The organism is Cellulomonas triticagri (assembly GCF_003696205.1).
Taxonomy (GTDB): Bacteria; Actinomycetota; Actinomycetes; order Actinomycetales; family Cellulomonadaceae; genus Cellulomonas; species Cellulomonas triticagri.
This window is the reverse complement of record NZ_RFFI01000024.1, coordinates 1-20862: the sequence shown is the minus strand read 5'-3', so window position 1 is coordinate 20862 and position 20862 is coordinate 1. Positions and strand designations below refer to the sequence as shown.

Genomic DNA, 20862 nt, shown 5'->3' with positions numbered 1-20862 from the left:
GGCGGCCCCGATGGCCGCGTTCGCAGAGCGACAGTCGAGAGCGCGGCAGATGCCGCAATCTCCGCACGCTCCGGACCGGGGCGTCGCTCCCGGCAGGCCAGTCGACGCACGGGGCGTGCGACGACCGCCGACGCGAGCCGACCAACCCGCACGCCGGCGCGCACCCATCCGCGCTAGCGAGAGACGCGACGCCTCCAGCGCCTCGGTCCGTCCACGATGCCGGCCCCAGCCGAAGCGAGCACAGACCGATCAGGTCTGCCGGCTCGCGCAGGGTGCACCCCCGACTCCCACCCTGCGCGCAACCAGCCATCACCAGATGTCGGGTGAGGCGGGGGTGGCACGGGGTGGACGCCGGCGCGCTAGACACGCACCGGGTGACGCCCAACCCTCGATCGCAGGGCACGAGGCCCGATAACCGCCCGGACGCGAGCCACATCCGCATGAAAACGCCGATGGCCCCCAGGGAGATCCCTGGGGGCCATCGGCCAAACCTGCGATCGCAGATCTGCGTTGTAGCGGGGGCAGGATTTGAACCTGCGACCTCTGGGTTATGAGCCCAGCGAGCTACCGAGCTGCTCCACCCCGCGTCGGTGATGTCTACGTTACGCCAGCGTGACGACCAGGCCAAATCCTGACCCGGTGCGCTGCGTCACACGGACTCCGACGGCCCGGCTCCCCCCACCAGGGGGCACCGGGCCGTCGAGCCGTGGGCGACCGGTCAGTCGCCGGCGGTGCCGTTCAGCTCCTGGTCGGCGGCCACCGCCTCGGCGAGCGCGTCCTCCAGGGCGGACTGGGCCCGGCCGTAGGCGGCGAAGTCGCCGTCCGCGAGCGCGGCCTGGCCGTCCTGGATGGCCTGGTTGGCGGCGTCGAGGGCCGTCGTCAGGCGCTGCTGCGCGTCGCCGGTGGCCGGCGGCGTGGTGGCGCCGTCGGTGGGCGCGGGCGTCGGCTCCTCGGTGCCGTCGCCCGTCCCGTCGCCGGGGTCGGGCGCTGGCGTCTCGATCTCGTTGCCCGCGTCACCGGCGGAGGTGCCGCTGTCGCCGCCGAACACCTGGTCGAGGGCCTCGTCCAGGGTGCTGGCGAACCCGATCTCGTCGCCGAAGGCGACCAGCACGCGCTGCAGCAGCGGGAACTGGGTGCCGGAGGCGGCCTGGACGTAGACGGGCTGGACGTAGAGCAGTCCGCCGCCGACGGGCAGGGTGAGCAGGTTGCCGCGGATGACCTGCGACTCGCCGCGGGCCAGGATGTTGAGCTCGTTCGACACGTCGGGGTTCGACGTGAAGTTGTTGTTCATCTGGTTCGGTCCGGGCACGGTCGAGTCGCGTGGCAGCTCGAGCAGCCGGATCTTGCCGTAGCCCTCCGCGGGTTCACCGGCCGTGGACCCCGCTTCCGCGTCCACGGCGATGTACCCCGTGAGCACGTCACGGGCGTTGCCGCCCGCGGGCACGTACGAGGACATCAGCGAGAACGACGCCTCGTCCTGCGAGGGCATCTTCAGCGTGAGGTAGTACGGCGGCTGCGCGACGGAGGTGTCCCCGCCGGCCGTCGGGTCGTTCGGGGTGCGCCACGCGTCGTTGCCGGAGAAGAACTGCGCGGGCTCGGTGACGTGGTACGTGCCGAGCAGGGTGCGCTGGACCTTGAACAGGTCCTCCGGGTACCGGATGTGGCTCATGAGCTCGGCGCTGATCTCGGACACGGGCTGCAGGGAGGTGTCGAAGACGTTGCTCCACGCCTGCAGGACCGGGTCCTCGGCGTCCCACGCGTACAGCGTGACGCTGCCGTCGTAGGCGTCGACCGTGGCCTTCACCGAGTTGCGGATGTAGTTCACCTTCTGCGGCTGCTGGGCCTCGATGGTGTTCGAGGTCAGCGTGAGCGAGTCGGTGGTGGCGTCCTCGAGCGACTGCGCCGCGGAGTACGGGTACTGGTCCGACGTGGTGTAGCCGTCGACGATCCACTTGACCCGGCCGTCCACGACCGCGGGGTACACCCGGCCGTCGAGGGTGAGGTACGGGGCGACCTTCTGGACGCGCTCGCTGGGGTCGCGGTCGTACAGGATCTGCGACTGGTCGGTGACGCGCTCGGAGAACAGGATCTGCTCGGAGCCGAACTTGATGGCGTAGAGCAGCTTGTTGAGGAACCCGCCGATCTCGGGACCGGCGGAGACCTCGTCGGTCGGGAACGTGGTGTTCACGGCGCCGCCGGACTCGTCGTCCGGGTAGTCGAGCTCCCACTGCTGCTCGCCGGGGTTGCCGACGATGGAGTAGCGCGGCGAGCTCTGGCCGAAGTAGATGCGGGGCTCGTACTCGCCCATCTCACCGGTGGACGGGATGCCGCTCTGCCAGAACTCCGGCGCGCCCGTCGAGGTGGTGGAGTTGCCGTAGGCGGCGACGACGCCGAACCCGTGCGTGTACACGGTCGTGTCGTTGGTCCAGTTGCGGCGCTGGCCGTCGAGGCCCTCGAGGTCGAGCTCGCGGACCGCGATGACGGTGTCGCGGCTCTCGCCGTCGATCTCGTACCGGTCGACGGACAGGGTGTCGGGGAACGAGTAGAACCCGCGGACCTGCTCGAGCTGCCGGAAGGAGTTCGAGACCTCCTGCGGGTCGAGCAGGCGGATCGACGCGGTCGTCTCGGCGTCGGCGCGCAGCGCGCCGGGCTCGGCGGTGACGTTGGCGGCGTACGGCGAGATCTGGATGTCCTCGAGGTCGTAGGCCGCGAGCGTCGCGTCGATGTTCTTCTGGATGAACTCCGCCTCGGCGTCCTGCTGGTTCGGGTTCACCTGGAACCGCTGGACGACCGCCGGGTACACGCCGCCGATGACGACGGCGCCGACGACCATGAGGCCCACGCCGATCGCCGGGATGCGCCAGCTGCCGCGCACGGCGGTGACGACGAACATCACGGCGACGAGCAGCGCGATGACCGCGAGGATGCTCTTGGACGGGATGACCGCGTTCACGTCGGTGTAGGACGCGCCCGCGAACCGGTCGCCCTCCTGCGTGAGGATCGAGTACCGGTCGAGGAAGTAGTTGGCCGCGATGAGGACCATGAGCACCGCGCCGACGACCGACAGGTGCACGCGGGCGGCGGTGGTCATCCGGGGCGTGCTGCTGGAGCCGCCGATCCGGAAGCCGCCGTACAGGTAGTGCGTCGCGACGGCCGCGATGCCGGACAGCACCACGACGGCCATGAGGAAGCTGACGACGAACCGCATGCCGGGCAGCTGGAACATGTAGAAGCCGATGTCGAGGCCCCACTGCGGGTCGGTGCGGCCGACCTCGGTGGCGTTCAGCCACAGCTGGACGGTGCTCCACTGCTGCGAGGCGGCGATGCCCGCGAACAGACCGAGCACGGCGGGACCGGCGACGAGGACGACGCGGCGCAGCGGCTCGACGGCCTCGCGGTACGCGTCCAGGCTCGCCTGCTCCTGGTTGGACGGCGCGTACACCGGGCGGGTGCGGTAGCCGATCGCGAGGCTCGCGAACACGGCACCGGCCATCACGAGGAACGCGGCGACGAACAGGGCGGCCCGGGTCAGCCACTGGGTCCAGATGACGCCGGAGAAGCCGAGCTGGTCGAACCACATCACCTCGGTCCAGAGCTGGGCCGCCAGCAGCACGGCCAGCACGACGACCGCGAGCACCACGAGGGTGATCGCGATCGGGCTGGGGCGCCGCCGGGGCGCTGCCCCGCGGGGTGGCCGGGGCGGGCGGGGGCCCCGGGGCTGTCGGGCGGACGGGTTGGCGAAGGTCACGGCCTCGAGGTCCTCGTCGTCGGGTGTCTCAGGTTCGGTGCGCGCGACCGCGGGCGGCGGGACCGGGGTCCCGCACGGGCGGTACGCACGTGGGTCACAACGCACCAGGTGACGCACAGGTTCCCACAGCCCGCGCCACTCAGCCCGGGTGCGAGGATGAGCGGGTGACGACCACCCCCGCCGCGCCCGGCCCCGACGACTCCCCCACCTCCCCCGCCGCCGACCTGCCGCCCGCCCAGCAGGCGCTCGCCGAGGCGGTCGTGGAGATCGAGCGGCACGTCGCCACCGGCGGCTGGGACGGCCCCGTGCGCGTGTTCGCGCTGGTCCGGACGCAGGCGGCGCTGGACGCGCAGCCCGCCCTAGCCGGTCAGCTGCCCGCCGAGGTGCTCGCCGCCGCGGCCGCCGACCCCCACCACCTGACGTCCGTGGAGCAGGAGGGGCTGCCCGCCGGCGACGACCTGGAGGGTCTGCTCGGCGGCATCGCGTGGCCGGACGGCGTCGACGGCGCCGCGGTGACCGTGGAGCGCATCGTCCTGCCGCCCGAGGCGGAGGACGGCCTGCCGGAGGACCCGGAGGCGGCGCTCGCCGCGCTGCTCGCGCACCCGCAGCGCCAGGACGTGCGGATCGCCGTGGGCGTGCTGCGCGACGGCACCACCTGGTCGGCGGTGCGGCAGCGCGCGCTGGACGCCGACGGCGCCGTGGGCCAGGGCCCCGACGTGGTGCCCGGCCTGGCCGACGCGCTGGTCGCGACCTTCCGCTGACCGGGCGGGGGTCGACGGGGCGGTGCGGGCTCAGCCCGCGTCGGCCGCCGTGCAGGTCGGCAGGTCCGCGGCCTCGCCCGCGCCGATCGCCTCGACGGCCTCGCGCGCCTCGTGCAGGGTCTCCACCCGCACGACGGTCAGCCCGTCCGGCACGTGCCCGACGACCTCGCCGCAGTTGTCCGCCGGGGCGAGGAACCACGTCGCGCCGTCCCGCAGCGCCCCGGCCATCTTCTGCCGGATGCCGCCGATCGGGCCGACGGCGCCGTTGAGGTCCATCGTGCCGGTCCCGGCGATGACCTCCCCGTTCGCCTCGTCCTCGGGGGTGAGCTTGTCGATGATGCCGAGCGCGAACATCGTGCCCGCGCTGGAGCCGCCGATCCGGTCGATCTGGATGTCGACGTCCACCGGCGGGTCGAACGTCGGGTCGATGAACACGCCGAGCTGGCTGCCTTCGCCGTCCGCGCGCGCCCCGGTGACCACGTCGAGGTCCAGCGGCTCGCCGCCGCGCAGCACCCCCAGCGTCACCGTGGTGCCCGGCTCGGTGCCGTCGAGCAGGTCGATGAGCTGGCCGTACGACGTCAGGTCGGTGCCGTCGAAGGACACCAGCACGTCCTCGGGCTCCACGACCCCGACGGCGCCCGTGCCCTCGACGGCGTCGTGCACCGTCAACGTCACCGGGACCTCGTAGCCGAGCTCCTCCAGCGCCGCGACCGTCGCGTTCTCCTGCGAGGAGACCATCTGCGCGGTGTTCTGCTCGTCCAGCTGCTCCTGCGTGGTGTCCGGGGCGAACACGGACTCCACCGGCAGCACCACGCGGTCCCCCGCGACCCAGCCGGCCAGCACGCCCAGGACGCTCGACGGGTACCCGGGTCCGCCGGTGCTGGACACCGTGGTCAGGCGCAGCTCCCCGGTCGACTCGTACGTCTCCGCGCCGTCGATGGTGATGAGCGCCGTGCCGTCGTGCTCCCCGAGGGTGTCCAGCGTCGGACCGGGCGAGTTCACCGCGTACGGCACCGGCATCAGCAGCAGCACGACCAGCAGCACGGCGGTCAGCAGCATGCCGCCGGTGAGCAGCGCGGCGCGGCGCGTCACGGGCGGGGACGGGACCTCGGTCTCGTCGACGAGGTCGACGGACGGCTCCGCGGCGGCGTCGGGCTGCGCGGGCAGGTGGGGCTGCGCGGGCTGGTGGGGCTGGTCGGGCACCGCACGATCATGCCCCACGCACCTGGGCACCGCGTGCGCCCTCAGCGAACCGGGACCTGCTCCCGGCGTCCGGACAGGTGGGTGTGGTTACGGTGGCATCTCGACGAGCCACCCGGGAGCACCGATGAGCACCGACGACCCGCGCCAGCCCGACATGCCCGGCGGTTCCGCCTGGGAGCAGATGCTGCGCCAGATGTTCGGCCCCGACGCGGACGAGGCGCTGGCGCAGATGCGCGCGCAGGGCCTCGACCCCGCCGAGATGGCGAAGGCCTCCGGCCTGCCGGACGACCCCGCCGTCCTCAGCCAGGTCGTCGCGCAGGTGCAGCGCATGCTGTCGTCGAGCGGGGACGGTCCGGTCAACTGGGACGTGGCCCACGACATCGCCCGCCAGGCGGCCGTCCAGGGAGGCGACCCCGTCCTCAGCCCCGCCGAGGAGCGCCAGGCGACCGAGGCGCTCGGCGTGGCCGAGCTGTGGCTCGACGCCGCGACGGAGCTGCCGCCCGCGGGCGGGCAGGCGCGGGCGCTGTCCCGGTCGGAGTGGGTCGAGCGGACGCTCCCCACCTGGCGGACGCTCACCGAGCCCGTCGCGACGTCGATGTCCACCGCGCTCGCCGCGACCCTCGCCGACCAGCTCCCCGAGGGCATGGCGCTGCCGCCGGGTCTCACCGCCGGCGGCGCCGCGCCCGATCCCGCCGCGATGATGCGCCAGCTCGGCGCGCTGGTGTTCGGCATGCAGGTCGGCCAGGCCGCGGGCTCGCTGTCCCGCGAGGTGTTCGGCCTCACCGACGTGGGCCTGCCGCTGGTCGCCGAGCCCGCGACCGCGCTCGTGCCCGGGAACGTCGCCGAGTTCGCCGACGGCCTGGACGTCCCGCTGGAGGAGGTGCGGCTGTTCCTCGCGCTGCGCGAAGCGGCGCACGCCCGCCTGTTCACGCACGTCACGTGGCTGCGCGGCCACCTGCTGACCGCCGTCGACGCGTACGCCCGCGGCATCACGATCGACGTCGAGAGCTTGGAGGAGTCCGTCCGGGCGATCGACCCCACCGACACCGCCGCGCTGCAGGGCGCGCTGTCGTCCGGGGTGTTCGCGCCCCAGACCACCCCCGAGCAGCAGGCCGTGCTCGCCCGGCTGGAGACCGCGCTCGCGCTGGTCGAGGGCTGGGTGGACGAGGTCACCGCGACCGCCGCGCTCCCCCACCTGCCGCACGCCGTCGCGCTGCGCGAGATGATCCGCCGCCGCCGCGCCGCCGGCGGCCCCGCCGAGCAGACGTTCGCGACGCTCGTCGGTCTGGAGCTGCGGCCCCGCCGGTCCCGCGACGCCGCCGCGCTGTGGGCCCGCATCGCCCGCGAGCAGGGGCCCGACGCGCGCGACGCCATCTGGGACCACCCCGACCTGCTGCCGACCGCCGAGGACCTGGACGACCCCGCGGGCTACGCGGCGCGCCGGACGGCAGCCGAGGGCGAGCACGCGGACCTGGACCGCGCGCTGGCGGAGATCCTGGGCGAGGACGGGCCGGAGGACGACGGCGCCGACGCCGCGACGAGCGAGTAGCGCGCGTCCGACGCACGAGCACGCCCCCTGGGTCAGCGGCCGGGCTCTCGGCAGGTGCTACCCGGCAGAGAGCCCGACGCGTCTCTTCCCGGCGCTCAGCTGCGCGCGCGTTCCTTGTCACGCCACCAGATCATCAGCAGCACGGTCACGAGGACCGGGAACACCACCAAACCGAGCTGCCACCACTGCCACGACACCACGACGCTCAGTGCGCCGACCACGATCATCGCGATCACCGTGGCGATCGTCTGCTGCGTTCGTACGGTCACGGTGATCTCATCTCAGGCAGTGCGACCGCTTGACGGCCTTCGGTCCGGACACGGTGGTGAAGCGACGGAACTCGTAACACGTCTGCGGCTTGAGCTGTGAGCTGTTGATCGCCGATCTCACCCAGTCAAGGTAGTTATTCATGTTGGACGCGCCGATCGTGCCGCACGCGGCTTTGAGGACCGCGGCCCAGGGATTCGGGATGTTGACGACCAGGCACGCGCCGACGACCGCGCCGCCGCCGGCTGCGGTGAGAGCGGTCGCGAGGGCGATCCACTCGGCTCCGAAACCGTAGAAGTACACACCGACCCCGAAGGAGACGCGCGGATCGGCGACCACGGGGTAGGTCGCCGTCGGTGAGGCGTCGATGACTTGGACCAGCGTGTTCGCGTCGACCTCGTAGCGGGTCGGAACCTGGTTGCCGTCAGCGTCCCGCGCCCAGGCGGGCGCGATGACCCCGAGGCTGACACCTCCGTCCGGGCCCTCGCGGCGGAGCTCGATGCCCTCGGGGACCTGCACCAACGAGACGTCGTCGTCGAACTGGTAGCTGAACGAGTGGGTCGCATCTGCGCTGGGGATGATCGTCTGCAAGCGCACCGACCCGTCGTCGAGCGCCTGGACGGCGACGTCCGCGTCGTGCCCGTCGTTCGGGTAGACGATCGTGCCGTCGTCGGCCGTCGTCCCGTTCCCCACCGAGAGCCCGGAGGGGAACGGCGCGACCATCTGCCCCTCGTCGCTGGAGATCACGACACCGTCCGACATCTGGCTCGGGACGGCGATCGCGACGTCCTCCGTCTGGAACCCGACCCCGTCTGCCGACGGGGTGCCCGCGAGAGCGGGCCCCTCATCCGGCGCTACCCGCGAGATCAGCGAGGCGACCGACTCGGCCCGGTCCTCGACGGCGAGCGCTCGAGGCGTCGCCAGAGCGATCATCGACAGGCTGATCACGCCCGCCATGGCAGCACGACATTGCTTCTTCACGGATTTCTCTACCCCTGCACAGTCAGGCGATCAGGTCTTTGAGCATCGGCTCTCGATCGCACTGCACCGTGGCAGCAGGTTCGTGAAGGCGTCAAAGATCGGCGCTGCGCATTGGTGGAAAACTACCGAGAATCTGCGTGCTGCCCCCTCGTCGCGACGACAGCTCAGCGGCGATCGCGCCGGTGGCCGCCCCACGAGTCGCCCGTCACCCGTCGCGATCGCCACGGGGATGCAGGGCTTCGCCCGCCCCGGTCGGCGTGCCGTCCCCGTCCACCTCGTCACCCGGCGCCCGCTCCGCGAACGCGTAGCCCTCCAGGAAACCGCGCGCCCGCTCGGTGCGGGGGTACGCCTCCAGCTCCGCCCAGAACTCCGGCCCGTGGCCGGCGTGCAGCAGGTGGGTGAGCTCGTGCAGCAGCACGTAGTCGGTGACCCACGACGGCATGCCGCGCAGCCGGTCGGAGATGCGGATGCTGCCGTCGCCGACCGTGCACGACCCCCAGCGTCGTCCCTGGTTGCCGGACCACCGCACGCTGCTGGGGACGGCGCGGCCGCCGAGGTAGCGGCTGGACAGCTCGGCGGCGCGGCGCACGAGCTGGTCGTCCGACGGGCGGCGGCGCTGCTCCTGCGTGCGCAGCCGGTCGAGCATCCGGCGGACCCACTCGCGCTCCTGGGCGCGCGTGAACTTCGCGGGGATCGCGACGACCGTGCGTCCGCCCTCGCGGTACGCGGTGACGGTCCGGGAGCGGCGGCGCGACCGGCGGACCTCGACGGGTCCGAGGTCGGGGTCGACGGTCAGGGCGTCCTCGGCGGCGGCCCCGGGCAGGGCCGATCGCGGCCGGTCGCCCGGCGCGGGGTCGTGCTCCGTGGACGGCTGCACGAGAGGCACGGTAGCGGGTCCGGGCGCCGGTCCGGCTGATCTTCCGCGCGCCGGACGCAGATCGGGCCTGTGGACGACGGGGGTCGGGCCCGTGTGACGTGCCACCGTGGGAGGCACGGGTGGTCGGGACGGAGGTGCGGCGGTGCGGCTGAGACCGGGGCTGCGGGTGGCGCGGCGCGGGCCGTGCGAGGTGCAGGTGGGTGTGGACCCGCGGTGGGCGGTGCGCGTGCGAGGGCTGTCCGGGGCGCAGGCGGACCGGCTGCTGGCGGACGGCGGCCGGTCGCTCGACGGCGGCCTGCCGCCGCCGGTGCTGGACCGGTTGGACCAGGCGGGGCTGCTCCGGGGTCCGGCGCGGCGGACGCGGCGCGCGGTCCCGGCGCTGCAGCCGGAGGTCGTGGCGCACGGCCTGGTGCGCGCGGACGGTGACGGGCACGCGGTGCTGCACCGGCGCGCGGGCGCGACGGTGCGGGTCGAGGGGCTGGACGCGGTCGGGGTGACGGTCGCGCGGGTGCTCGCCGCCTCCGGCGTCGGCCGGCTCCGGGTGGTGGACGAGAGCGCGGTGCGGGCGGAGGACGTCGGTGCGGGCCTGGCGGACGTCGGTACGCCGCGCGCAGCCGCCCTGACCGCCGCACTGGCCCGGTGGGCCCCGCGCGTGCGGGTGGTGGGAGCGGATGCGTCCGACCCGCCCGACGTGGCCGTGACGGTGGCGCGCGACGCCGTGGACCCCGCGCAGGTGCTCGCCCTGGCGGCCGCGGACGTGCCGCACCTGCCGGTGGCGGTGCGGGAGGCGGACGCCCTGGTCGGGCCGTTCACCGGCGGTGCCGTCGGGATCGGCGCGGCGTGCCTGCGGTGCCTCGACCTGCACCGCGCCGCCGCGGACCCCGCGTGGCCCGCGGTGCTGGCGCAGCTGGTGGCACGACGACGGCCGCCGGTCGCGGGACCGACGGCCGTGCTGGCGTGCGTGGTGGGTGGGCTGGTCGCCGCCGAGGTCCTGGCGCACCTCGACGGCGACCGTCCCCGGACGGTGGGTGGGCAGTACGTGGTGCCGGTGCCGGACGCGGTGCCCCGGCTCGACCGGTGGCCGGTGCACCCGGACTGCGGGTGCACCGGCCTCGGCTGAGCGACGGGCGGTGCCGGCCGGTGCGAGGCACCGGGCCGCGCTGTGCCGTCAAGCCGCCGGGCTGGCGTCCTTGCGGGGACGCCCGCGCCCGCGCTTGACCGCGACCACCTGCCCCGCGACGAACACCTCGCCACCCCAGACGCCCCAGGGCTCCTGACGCTCGACGGCGCCCGCGAGGCAGCCCTCGAGCAGCGGGCACGTCCGGCACATCGCCTTGGCCTGCTCGACCTCGGCGGTGCGCTCGGCGAACCAGAGCTCGGGGTCGTTGGAGCGGCACGGGATGAGACCGGCCACGAGGGCGTCGAACTGCACGTCCGCGTCTGCGGGCGTCGAGGCGGGCGGCCAGGGACCGGATCCACCCTGGTTGACCGTGTCGAGCAGCGTGGTGAGCCGCACGATGTCCTCCTGATGTCTTGCGGGTTGAGCGAGGGAGCAGGTGGATCTGCTGCCTCGTCGACCCCGGCACCAGGTGCTGGGAAAGACGAAGGCCGCGGGATCCGGTGGACTCCGCGGCCTGGGACGGTCAGGTCATCGACTCAGATGACCGGACCTCCGAGGAGGACGGAGTCGGGAGCGGGCGCGAGATCGCGGGCACGCAGCCGGGCGGTGCCGCCGCCGAAGCCCGACAGACCACGGGCGGACACCCGGCCACGCAGGCCGGTGGCGGACAGAGCGGTGCCCTGGACCATCCCGGAGGTGGGCGCGGTGAACGGCAGCGCGACAGCGCCGAACGCGTTCTTCATGGTCTTCACAGCACTCCACCTCCTCACTCGTGCGGGCCGTCCTGCGCCGGGCGCAGGGGGGCTCTCCATCAGGACTCGTTCACCGTAGAGCGGCCCCGCGGGGACGCACAACCGATTTATCGAAGAAGTTTTCCCGGACCTCACGCGGCTCCCCCGATCGGCCCACCGCCGGGCGCGGGACGCGGGGTCAGGCGGGCCGGCGCCCCGCGACCATCGCCAGCAGGTCGGGCCCGTACCGGTCGATCTTGGCCGGGCCGATCCCCTGCACCCGGGCGAGCTCCGGCACGGACGCGGGCTTCAGCTCGGCGATGGCGGACAGGGTCGCGTCCCCCAGCACCGTGTACGTGGGCTTGGACGTCTTGCGGGCCAGGTCCTCGCGCCACACCATCAGCGCGGCCAGCAGCTCCGCGTCCACCTCGCCCGTCAGCCGCGGGACCGCGCGCTCGCGCCCGTCGCCGAACCGCGCGCGCCCCTCGGTGGGCCACAGCCCGTCGAGGAAGCGCGAGCGCCGCCGCGTCGCCCGCCCGCCGGGGTTCCGGGACCGGGCGTAGGACAGCTCGAGGTGCAGCCGGGCGCGGGTGACGCCGACGTAGAGCAGCCGCCGCTCCTCCGCGAGGTCGGCGGCGGTGTCCGCGGACATCCACGGCACGAGGCCCTCGCTGAGCCCGGCGAGGAACACCGCGTCCCACTCCAGGCCCTTCGCGGCGTGCAGGGACGCGAGCGTCACGCCCTCGACCGTCGGCGCGTGCTGGGCGGCGGCGCGGTCATCCAGGTCGGCGATCAGGTCCTGCATGGTCGCGGTCGTGCCGTTGCGCTGCGCGCTCGCCGCGAGGTCGTCACCCAGCGCGACCAGGGCGTTGAGCGTGTCCCACCGCTCCCGCGAGGCGCCGCGGGCGGCCGGGGGCTCGTCGGACCAGCCCGCCGAGCGCAGCGCGTCCCGGACGGTCTCGGGCATCGGCGTCCCCGGGTCCGCCGCGACCCCGGCGCCGCGCAGCCGCACGATGGCGTCGCGCACCTCCTTGCGGGCGAAGAACCGCTCGCCGCCGCGCAGCACGTACCCGATGCCGAGGTGCGCGAGCGCCTGCTCGAACGCCTCGGACTGCGCGTTGGTCCGGTACAGCACCGCGATCTCGCTGGGGCGGGTACCCGCCGCGACGAGCCGCCCGATGCGGGTCGCGACCCCGGCGGCCTCGGCCTCGTCGTCGTCGTACACCGCGAACCGCACGGGCCCGCCGGACGGGCGCTGCGCGACGAGCTCGAGGGGCTCCCACCGGGTCGCCCCGCGCGGGGCGCGCCGCAGCACCTCGTTGGCCAGGCCGACGACCTGGGGCGTGGACCGGTAGTCGCGCACGAGCCTCACCACCTGCGCCTGCGGGTGCTCGGCGGTGAACCGCGTGAGGTAGTGCGGCGTCGCCCCGGCGAACGAGTAGATCGTCTGGCTCGGGTCGCCCACCACGCACAGCTCGTCGCGGCCGCCGAGCCACTGGTCCAGCAGGAACTTCTGCAGCGGCGAGATGTCCTGGTACTCGTCGACGACGAACCGCCGGTACTGGTGCCGGATCTCGTCCGCGACCGCCCGGTTGTCCACGAGCATCCCGGCGAGCAGCCAGAGGATGTCCTCCATGTCCATGACGCCGCGGACGTCCTTGGCGTCCTCGTACGCCGTGATCAGGCGGGCGACGGTCTGGTGGTCGTGCCCCGCCGGGGCCGGGCGGTCCGCGGTCGCCGCCGCGCGCTCGTAGTCCTCGGCGGTGATCCGGGAGACCTTCGCCCACTCGATCTCCGAGGCCAGGTCGCGCACCGCGACCCGGTCCACGGACAGCCCGAGCCGGTGGCACGCGTCCGCGACGACGGGCGCCTTCTGCGCCAGGAGCTCCGGCACCGGGCCGCCGACGACCTTCGGCCAGAAGTACCGCAGCTGCCGCAGCGCCGCCGCGTGGAACGTCCGCGCCTGCACCCCGGCGACCCCGAGGTCCCGCAGCCGGGTGCGCATCTCCCCCGCCGCCCGCGCGGTGAACGTCACGGCCAGCACACTGGTCGGCGTGTACACGCCGGTCCGCACGCCGTACGCGATGCGGTGCGTGATCGCCCGGGTCTTGCCGGTCCCCGCGCCCGCCAGCACGCACACCGGCCCCGTGAGGGCGCGCGCGACCTCCCGCTGGTCGGGGTCCAGGGCGTCGAGCAGGTCGTCGGCAGGCATCGCCGACGATCCTCGCACCTCCGGCCGACACGCCCGACCCGTGGTCCCCAGCCCCGTGGTCCGGCACCGTCGGGGATGATCCGGCGGGGCCCCGGCGTTGACCCGGGCAGACCGCACGACCAGCAGCCGACCCGGCTGCGCGAGACCGAAGGCAGACGATGACCACCACGCAGGACCTGCCCGCCGCGGGCACCGTGACGATGTACTCGACCACCTGGTGCGGCTACTGCCGCCGCCTGAAGACGCAGCTCGACTCCGCGGGCATCGCCTACACCGAGGTCGACATCGAGCAGCAGCCCGACGCCGCCGCCTTCGTCGAGCAGGTCAACGGCGGCAACCAGACCGTCCCGACCCTGCTGTTCCCCGACGGCTCCGCGGCCACGAACCCGTCCCTGGTCCAGGTCCGCGACCGCCTGGGCGTGTAACCGCACCGAGGTCGAGGGTTTCCGACGAGGTCGAGGGGTTCGCCGCCCGTTCCGGGGCGAAACCCTCGACCTCGTCGGCTGTCCGGCTCAGGGGGTGTCGTCGGAGGCGGGGGCCGCGCGGCGGCCACGTCGGGGGCGCGGGTCCGGGACCGGGTCGGCGTCCGGGGTCGACTCCGGGGTCGACGCGGTATCGGGGGTCGCCGCGGGGGTCGGCTCGGGCTCAGGAGTCGCCGCAGGCACAGAGGTCGACGCGGGCTCAGCGGTCGACGCGGGCTCAGCGGTCGGCCCGGGTTCCGGGGTCGGCCCGGGTTCCGGGGTCGGCCCGGGCTCGGCGGTCGACGCGGGCTCGGCGGTCGACGCGGGGCGGCGCTCCCGCTTCCGCTGGCGAGCGCCCTCCCGCTGCGGCGCCGGCTCGCGGGCCGGGTCCGGCTCCGCATCCGTTCCCCGGGCCGGAGTGGGCTCTCCGTCCGAGGGCCGGGCCTCGTCCTCGGCAGGGGCCTCGGCGGCCACCCGGTCGGCCTCGACCGCGTGCTCGGTCTGCTCGGCGGGGGCGGTGCCGCGGCCCCACGCGTCGCCGAGCGGGTCCTCGGGCAGCGGCCCGCCGAACCAGTCCTCGATGAGCGCCCGCGCGATCGACGTGCCCGACGGCAGCACGACCGCGCCGGACTCGACGGCGGTGCGCAGCTCCTCGCGGTCGAACCAGCGGGCCTCGCGGATCTCCTCGCCGTCCACGACGACCTCGGTGCTGAGCGCCCGTGCACGGAACCCGAGCATGAGCGAGGCGGGGAACGGCCACGGCTGGCTGCCCCGGTACTCGACGTCGCCGACGACGACGGCGGTCTCCTCGCGGACCTCGCGCCGGATGGCGTGCTCGACCGACTCCCCGGGCTCGACGAACCCGGCGAGCGTCGAGAACCGGTGCGCGGGCCACGCCGCGCTGCTGCCGAGCAGCAGCCGGTCGTCGTCGTCCACCACGGCCATGATCACGGCGGGGTCGGTGCGCGGGTAGTGCTCGCTGCCGTCGGCGGGGCAGCGGCGCACCCACCCGGCCTGCACGGGCACGGTCGGCTCGCCGCAGCGCGGGCACCGCGGGTGCCGGACGTGCCACTCGAACAGCGCGACGGCGGCGGTCGCGAGCCCGGCGTCCCGAGCGGACAGCTCGGACCCGACCTCCCGCAGGGACGTCCAGGCGTGACCGGCGGGCAGCGCCGCCGACGCGTCCTCGGGGACGTGGTGGGCGACGTAGGCGGGCAGGTCCGGACGGACCTCGTCGGGCGCGACCCCGGGGACCCGGTCCTGGTCGTCGTGGCCGAGGAACGCCCAGCGGTCCTCGAGCGAGCCGGTGGGCGCCCGCAGGGCGGCCTCGGCGGGGCCGAAGAACGCGAGCGCGCGGCGCCGGCCACGGGTCCGGGTGACGACGCGCCCCCCGGAGACCAGGAGCACCCGGGTGCGGTCGTCGTCGAGGAGCACGGCGAGCAGGTCGGCCTCGCCGCGGCGGTCCGCGGCCCGGTCCGTGACCGTCCGCGACAGGGGGAGGTCGGAGGCGAACACCTCGTTACCGTACGCGTCGCGAGCGCCCGGGACACGCCGGGCACCCTCCCGGGCGCACCCGGACGGGGCCGCGCGGCCTACCCTGGGGCGGTGCGTTCTCCCCTTGCTCTCGCCGCCCTCGCGACCGTCGCCGTCCCCGGCTTCGACGCGCGGGAGGTGCGTGGCACCGCGGCGCCGGGCGACGACGACGTCGCCGTGGTGACCGACGGGCAGCGCCGCCGCTGGGTGGTGCGCGCGCCGCGCAGCGCCGCCGCCGGTGCCGCGCTGGAGGCCGAGCTCGTGCTGCTCGGCGCGCTGGCCGGTCACGTGGACTCCGGTGCGCTGCCGTTCGACGTCCCGCGGGTCGTCGGGACCGCGCCGCTCGAGGAGGGCGGGCGCGTCGTCGTGCACCGCGAGCTCGAGGGTCGCCCCGTGTCGCTGGACCACGTCGCGCCCGGCCCGGGCGTCGCGGCGTCCCTGGGCCGGTCCCTCGCGGCGCTGCACGAGCTGCCCGTCGCGGTCGCGGAGGACGCCGGGCTGCCGGTGTACGACGCCGCCGCGTACCGCGCCCGCCGCCTCGCGGAGGTCGACGAGGCCGCCCGCACGGGCCGTGTCCCCGCGACGCTGCTGCGGCGCTGGGAGGAGCGGCTCGAGGACGTCGCGATGTGGAAGTTCAGTCCCGTGCTGGTGCACGGCGACCTGTCCGCGGACCACGTGCTGGTGGCCGACGGCGCGGTCACGGCCGTCATGTCGTGGGGCGAGGCGAAGGTCGCGGACCCCGCCGACGACCTGGCGTGGCTGCTGGTCGCCGCCCCGCAGGACGCGGTCGACTCGATCCTCGAGGCGTACCAGCTGCGCCGCACCGAGCTCACGGACCCGCACCTCGCGGACCGGGCGCTGCTCGCGGGCGAGCTCGCGCTCGCCCGGTGGCTGCTCTACGGCGTGCGGGCGCAGGACGACGAGGTCGTCGCGGACGCCGTGCAGATGCTGGACGAGCTGGACGAGCAGACCCGCGACGTCCCCGAGCCGGGCACCGCGCCGCTCTGACCTGATCTGACCCGCGCCGGGCGAGGCCGGTGGACGGCTCAGGCCGGGGCGGTGACCGCGAGCAGCAGGCGCTCGATCTCCTCGGCACCGAGCAGCCGCTCCGGGCGGACGGTGCGTCCCGCGCCGACGTAGCAGAACGCCGCGCCCACGCGGTCGAGGGGCGTACCGGTCCACCGGGACCACGCCAGCCGGTACACGGCGAGCTGCAGCTCGCGCACCGCGGCGGACGCCGGGTCGCGGGGCGGGGCGCCGGTCTTCCAGTCGACCACGACGACCGCGCCGGGCTCGTCGCGGCGGTCCGGGTCGGGGAAGACGGCGTCGATCCGGGAGCGCAGCACGTAGCCCGCGACGGTGGTCTCGACGTCGACCTCGACCGCGACCGGGTCCAGCGACGCCCAGGGCGTCGCGAGGAACGCCGCCCGCAGCGCGGCCTCGTCGGCGTCCACCGGGACGGAGTCGTCGTCCGCGCCGGGCAGGTCGTCGAGGTCGACCAGCGCCGGGGACCCGAAGTACCCCTCGACCCACGCGTGGAACTGCGTGCCGCGCCGGGCCTGCGGGGACGGGCGGTTGGGGACGGGACGCCGGAGCGCCCGCGCGAACTCGCCGCCGTCCGCCGCGAGCCGCACCACGGCCGACGCCGACAGGTGGGCGGGCAGCTCGACCTCCGGGCGGGGGCGCGACTCGCTGGCCTGCTCGGCGAGCAGCAGCTCGACCGTGCGGTCCCACGACGTCGGCACGTCGGCGGTCCCGCCCGCGCGGGCCGCGCGCACCGCGTCCGCGGCGAGCTCGACGGGCGCGCGGCGCGACGGGGCGTCCTCGCCGGCGACGACGAACGGGTCCACGGGCCACACGACCGACGCGGACTCCTGCGTGCGGGGGTTCTCCACGCCGTCGTCGGGCTGCACCGCCCACCCGGCGACCCGGGCGAGCCCGGCGTCCACGACCTCGGACAGGAACAGCGACGGCGGGCGCACCCGGCTGCCGTCGCCCCACCACGCCCCGGTGAGCAGCAGCGCCGACCGGGCGCGGGTGAACGCGACGTACGCGAGGCGGCGCTCCTCGGCGACCTGGTGGTCCCCGGCGTCGCGGAGGAACTGCTTGCGCCGCTCCTCCAGGTCCTTCGGGTCGACGGCCCCGGCGACCTCCAAGGTCGGCAGGTCGTGCCGGTCGCCGCGCAGCGGGTACGGCAGCTCGCCGAGCCCGGTCAGCCACGCGGAGTCCGTCGGCCCGTCCTTGCCCTGGGTGCGGGTCGCGGGCAGCCCACCGTCCACCAGCCCGGCGACGGCGACGGCGTCCCACTCCAGGCCCTTCGCGGCGTGCACGGTGATGAGCTGGACGGCGTCGGGGTCCGGCTCGGCCACGGGCATGTCGAGGCCGTGCTCGTGGGCGTCGGCGGACTCCAGCCAGGCGAGGAACCCGCCGAGGCTCGGGTCGTCGGTCGCGTCGGCGTACCGGACGGACACCTCGCGGAACGCGTCGAGGTGCGCCCGCGCCCGCCCGGGCGAGACACCGGGCCGCGCGGCGACCTCGATGTCCAGGCCCCACAGCCGCTCGGCGTGGCCGACGAGCTCCGGCAGGGACAGGTAGGTCTGGCGGCGCACGGCGCGCAGCACCTCGCCGACGGCGGTGACCCGCTCCAGCCCGCCCGGGGTGAGCGACCGGCCGCCGGGGCTGGTCCAGCCGGGCGGGGGCGGGGCGTCGACGGCGTCCACGATGCTGCGCTCGTCCACGACGTCCGCGACGACCGGGCTGGCCTCGGCCGACCCGTCGTCCGCGCCCACCTCGCCCGGGGCTCCCGCAGCACGGTCGCGGGCGACGGCCGCCGCGGCCCGGGCGTCGAAGCCGTGCGCGAGGTGCGCGGACCAGTCGGCGAGCGCGTGCAGGTCGGCCGCCCCGAGCCGGGTGCGGGCGCCGGTGAGCAGCCGCATGAGGGCGTCGCCGCGCGACGGGTCGTGGGCGGCCTGCAGCACCGCGACGAGGTCGACGACCTCGGGCGTGGCGAGCAGCCCGCCGAGCCCGACGACCTCGACCGGCAGGCCCGCGGCCCGCAGCGCGCGGTGCAGCACGGGGAACTGCGCGCGCTTGCGGCACAGCACCGCGGCGGACACGCGTGCGCCACCCGGTGCCGGGGCGCCGCCCCGCACACCGGGCCCGCCCTCGGGACGCCAGCGGTCCGCGACGAACTCCGCAACGGCCTGCGCCTCCTCCTCCAGCGTCGGGGCGAGGTGCGCGACGACCTGCCCGGGCCCGGCTCCGGGGCGCGCGTCGAGCGTCGGCAGCGCGACGCGCGTGCGCCCGGGAGCGCGCAGCGGGGCGGCGACGTGGTTCGCGGCGGCGAGCACGGCGACGTCGTTGCGCCAGGACGTCGACAGGGCGTAGACGGACGCCGGGGACCGGTCGCCGTCGGGGGCGACGTCGGGGAAGTCGGTCGGGAACCGCTCGAGCCCGCCCGCGCTGGCGCCACGCCACCCGTAGATGGACTGGTGCGGGTCGCCGACGGCGGTGACGGGGTGCCCGCCGCCGAACAGCGCCGCCAGCAGCACGAGCTGCGCGTACGAGGTGTCCTGGTACTCGTCCAGCAGCACCACCCGGAACCGGGTGCGCTCCCCCGCCGCGACTTCCGGGACGTCGCGGGCGAGCCGGGCCGCGATGGCGACCTGGTCGCCGAAGTCCAGGGCGTCGGCGGCGCGCTTGCGCTCCCGGTAGGCAGCGACGAGGTCGAGCATCCGCTGCCGCTCCCGCAGCGACCCGACCAGGCGCTTGACCTCGGCGTAGGGAGCGCGCGGCGGCGTGCCGGGCGGGGTCGCCTCGATCGCGTCCACGATCGCGTCGATCCCGGAGCGCGCCCCGGCGGCGTCGAGCAGGTGCTCGTCGAGGGCGCCGGACAGGGTGAGCACGGCCTCGACGACCGTGGAGACGGCGGCGGCGGAGTCCAGGTCCGCGGTCCAGGACTCCACGACCTCGCTGGCGAGCTGCCACTGCGCGGCCTCGCCCAGCAGCCGCGCGGACGGCTCGACGCCGAGCCGCAGGCCGTGGTCCGCGACGAGCGACGCCGCGTAGGCGTTGTACGTCGACACCGTCGGCCGGGCCACGGTCAGCAGCGCGGCACCCCCGGCGTCCTCGGCGGCGGACAGCCCCGGCAGGTGCACGCCCTGCTCCGCGGCCGCGCGCGCGAGGTGCCGCAGCCGACGGCGCACGCGCTCGGCGAGCTCGCCCGCGGCCTTGCGGGTGAACGTCAGGCCGAGCACCTCCTCCGGGGCGACGAGGGCGTTCGCGAGCAGCCACACGACGCGGGCGGCCATGGTCTCGGTCTTGCCGGAGCCCGCACCGGCGACCACCAGGGCGGGGCGCAGGGGCGACTCGATCACCGCGACCTGCTCGTCGGTCGGCAGGTCGCGGCCGAGCAGCCCGGCGATGGCGCGGGCGGACAGCACGGGCTCCGTCATCCGACGACCTGCCCGCCCTCGTCGCGCAGCGGGCAGGACCGGCGCACCGGGCACCGGTCGCACAGGCTGTTCGCCGTGGCGGCGAACGACGACGCGGCCATCCGCTCCGCGACCTCCTCGATGTGGGTGCGCGCCCAGGACGGCGCGTCCGGCGTCTCGGGGCCGAGCCCCGGCTGGGTGCGCAGCGCCGCCTTGGCCTTGTTGACGTCGGACACGAACACGAGCTGCGCCCCGGCGCTGCGTGCGCCCTCGGGCAGGCCCTCGACCGCCCCGGCGTCGACGGCGAGCTGGTACGCGCCGAGCTGCGGGTTGGTCGTCGCCTCCTGCGCGGACGGGGCGGTGCGGCCGGTCTTGAGGTCGACCACCCGCACGGGCACGTCGTCGGGGGCGTCGGGCTGCGGGGTCACCCTGGCGGGATCGGGGTGGGGATCCGACGTCGTGGGCGGGTCGGCGCGCTCGACGCGGTCCAGCGAGCCCCGCACCAGGGCCCGGTCGAGCGCGAGCTCGAAGCGCGCCTCCACCGCCAGGGGCTCGCCCGCGCGCTCCAGGTAGGTCGCGAGGCGCTCGACCATCGCCTCCGCGCGCCGCCGCTCCAGCGTCGCGGGCCAACCGTGCCCGAGGCCGAGCTCCGGCCACCGGCGGTCGAGGTCGGCGAGCAGCTCGGCCCGGCCGCCGCGCGGGTGCTCCTGCGCGAGGGCGTGCACCAGGGTGCCGAGCGACTGCCGGGCGCTGCTCGGCGCGGTCCCGCCCGCGGCCTCGAGGGCCCAGCGCAGCGTGCAGGTGCCCGCGGTCTCGATGCGCGACGGGGACACCGGGACCCGCTGGCCGGGTGCCCACAGCGGGGCGTCGCTCGACGGGGCCGCGAGGCCGTGCCACTCGGCGGGGTCCGCGCCGGGGACGCCCGCGTCGGCCAGCCGGGCGAGCACCGCGACCGCCTCGGCGTCGGGGACCCCGCGGCGCGCGCC

16 protein-coding genes and 1 tRNA gene are annotated in these 20862 nt (G+C 75.4%); 5 read left to right on the top strand and 12 right to left on the bottom strand.

Annotated elements, in window-relative coordinates; genetic code table 11:
• Window positions 1-513: 513 nt before the first annotated feature.
• Both EBM89_RS06235 and EBM89_RS06230 read right to left on the bottom strand, forming a co-directional pair.
• Window positions 514-587, bottom strand: a tRNA-Met gene (locus tag EBM89_RS06235).
• A 131-nt stretch (window positions 588-718) separates the two neighbouring features.
• Window positions 719-3748: a UPF0182 family membrane protein gene (locus EBM89_RS06230; RefSeq protein WP_122148592.1), complete on the bottom strand. Its 3030-nt coding sequence runs from the start codon at window positions 3746-3748 to the stop codon at window positions 719-721.
• Window positions 3749-3912: 164 nt separating this feature from the next.
• On the opposite strand from EBM89_RS06230, the gene EBM89_RS06225 reads away from it, so the two are divergent.
• Window positions 3913-4509, top strand: a complete 597-nt coding sequence (locus EBM89_RS06225; RefSeq protein ID WP_233571581.1) for a PPA1309 family protein — start codon at window positions 3913-3915, stop codon at window positions 4507-4509.
• 30 nt (window positions 4510-4539) lie between these two features.
• Here the strand turns inward: EBM89_RS06225 and EBM89_RS06220 are convergent, their stop codons facing one another.
• Window positions 4540-5712 (bottom strand): YlbL family protein, encoded by a 1173-nt coding sequence (locus EBM89_RS06220; protein WP_233571580.1) that lies wholly within the window; start codon window positions 5710-5712, stop codon window positions 4540-4542.
• Window positions 5713-5836: 124 nt separating this feature from the next.
• Between EBM89_RS06220 and EBM89_RS06215 the strand changes: the two genes are divergently transcribed.
• Window positions 5837-7261: a zinc-dependent metalloprotease gene (locus EBM89_RS06215; protein WP_122148591.1), complete on the top strand. Its 1425-nt coding sequence runs from the start codon at window positions 5837-5839 to the stop codon at window positions 7259-7261.
• Between the two features lie 95 nt (window positions 7262-7356).
• Here the strand turns inward: EBM89_RS06215 and EBM89_RS21080 are convergent, their stop codons facing one another.
• The 3 genes from EBM89_RS21080 to EBM89_RS06205 form a co-directional block, all read right to left on the bottom strand.
• Window positions 7357-7530, bottom strand: a complete 174-nt coding sequence (locus tag EBM89_RS21080; RefSeq protein WP_158609528.1) for a hypothetical protein — start codon at window positions 7528-7530, stop codon at window positions 7357-7359.
• 7 nt (window positions 7531-7537) lie between these two features.
• Window positions 7538-8485 (bottom strand): hypothetical protein, encoded by a 948-nt coding sequence (locus EBM89_RS06210; RefSeq protein WP_122148590.1) that lies wholly within the window; start codon window positions 8483-8485, stop codon window positions 7538-7540.
• 229 nt (window positions 8486-8714) lie between these two features.
• Window positions 8715-9332, bottom strand: a complete 618-nt coding sequence (locus EBM89_RS06205) for a YgjP-like metallopeptidase domain-containing protein (protein WP_439647171.1) — start codon at window positions 9330-9332, stop codon at window positions 8715-8717.
• A gap of 196 nt (window positions 9333-9528) precedes the next feature.
• Between EBM89_RS06205 and EBM89_RS06200 the strand changes: the two genes are divergently transcribed.
• Window positions 9529-10506: a ThiF family adenylyltransferase gene (locus EBM89_RS06200; RefSeq protein WP_158609527.1), complete on the top strand. Its 978-nt coding sequence runs from the start codon at window positions 9529-9531 to the stop codon at window positions 10504-10506.
• A gap of 48 nt (window positions 10507-10554) precedes the next feature.
• Here EBM89_RS06200 and EBM89_RS06195 read toward each other — a convergent pair whose 3' ends face one another.
• From EBM89_RS06195 to EBM89_RS06185, 3 genes are all read right to left on the bottom strand, one after another.
• Window positions 10555-10902, bottom strand: a complete 348-nt coding sequence (locus tag EBM89_RS06195; RefSeq protein WP_122148588.1) for a WhiB family transcriptional regulator — start codon at window positions 10900-10902, stop codon at window positions 10555-10557.
• Between the two features lie 140 nt (window positions 10903-11042).
• Window positions 11043-11258, bottom strand: a complete 216-nt coding sequence (locus EBM89_RS06190; RefSeq protein ID WP_122148587.1) for a hypothetical protein — start codon at window positions 11256-11258, stop codon at window positions 11043-11045.
• Window positions 11259-11436: 178 nt separating this feature from the next.
• Entirely contained in the window at window positions 11437-13449 is a 2013-nt protein-coding gene (locus EBM89_RS06185; protein WP_122148586.1) for an ATP-dependent helicase, read from the bottom strand.
• A 158-nt stretch (window positions 13450-13607) separates the two neighbouring features.
• Here EBM89_RS06185 and EBM89_RS06180 point away from each other — a divergent pair, with 158 nt between their 5' ends.
• Complete coding sequence (locus tag EBM89_RS06180) at window positions 13608-13874, top strand: mycoredoxin (RefSeq protein ID WP_122148585.1); 267 nt, start codon at window positions 13608-13610, stop codon at window positions 13872-13874.
• An 87-nt stretch (window positions 13875-13961) separates the two neighbouring features.
• On the opposite strand, the gene nudC is transcribed toward EBM89_RS06180, so the two are convergent.
• Complete coding sequence (gene nudC / locus EBM89_RS06175; protein ID WP_199731995.1) at window positions 13962-15425, bottom strand: NAD(+) diphosphatase; 1464 nt, start codon at window positions 15423-15425, stop codon at window positions 13962-13964.
• 90 nt (window positions 15426-15515) lie between these two features.
• Here nudC and EBM89_RS06170 point away from each other — a divergent pair, with 90 nt between their 5' ends.
• Window positions 15516-16451, top strand: a complete 936-nt coding sequence (locus EBM89_RS06170; protein ID WP_122148584.1) for a phosphotransferase — start codon at window positions 15516-15518, stop codon at window positions 16449-16451.
• Window positions 16452-16489: 38 nt separating this feature from the next.
• Here the strand turns inward: EBM89_RS06170 and EBM89_RS06165 are convergent, their stop codons facing one another.
• Both EBM89_RS06165 and EBM89_RS06160 read right to left on the bottom strand, forming a co-directional pair.
• Window positions 16490-19897 (bottom strand): ATP-dependent helicase, encoded by a 3408-nt coding sequence (locus tag EBM89_RS06165; protein WP_122148583.1) that lies wholly within the window; start codon window positions 19895-19897, stop codon window positions 16490-16492.
• On the bottom strand, window positions 19894-20862 hold a 969-nt coding region (locus EBM89_RS06160), incomplete at its 5' end, for a RecB family exonuclease (protein ID WP_147463467.1). The genes EBM89_RS06160 and EBM89_RS06165, both read right to left, overlap by 4 nt.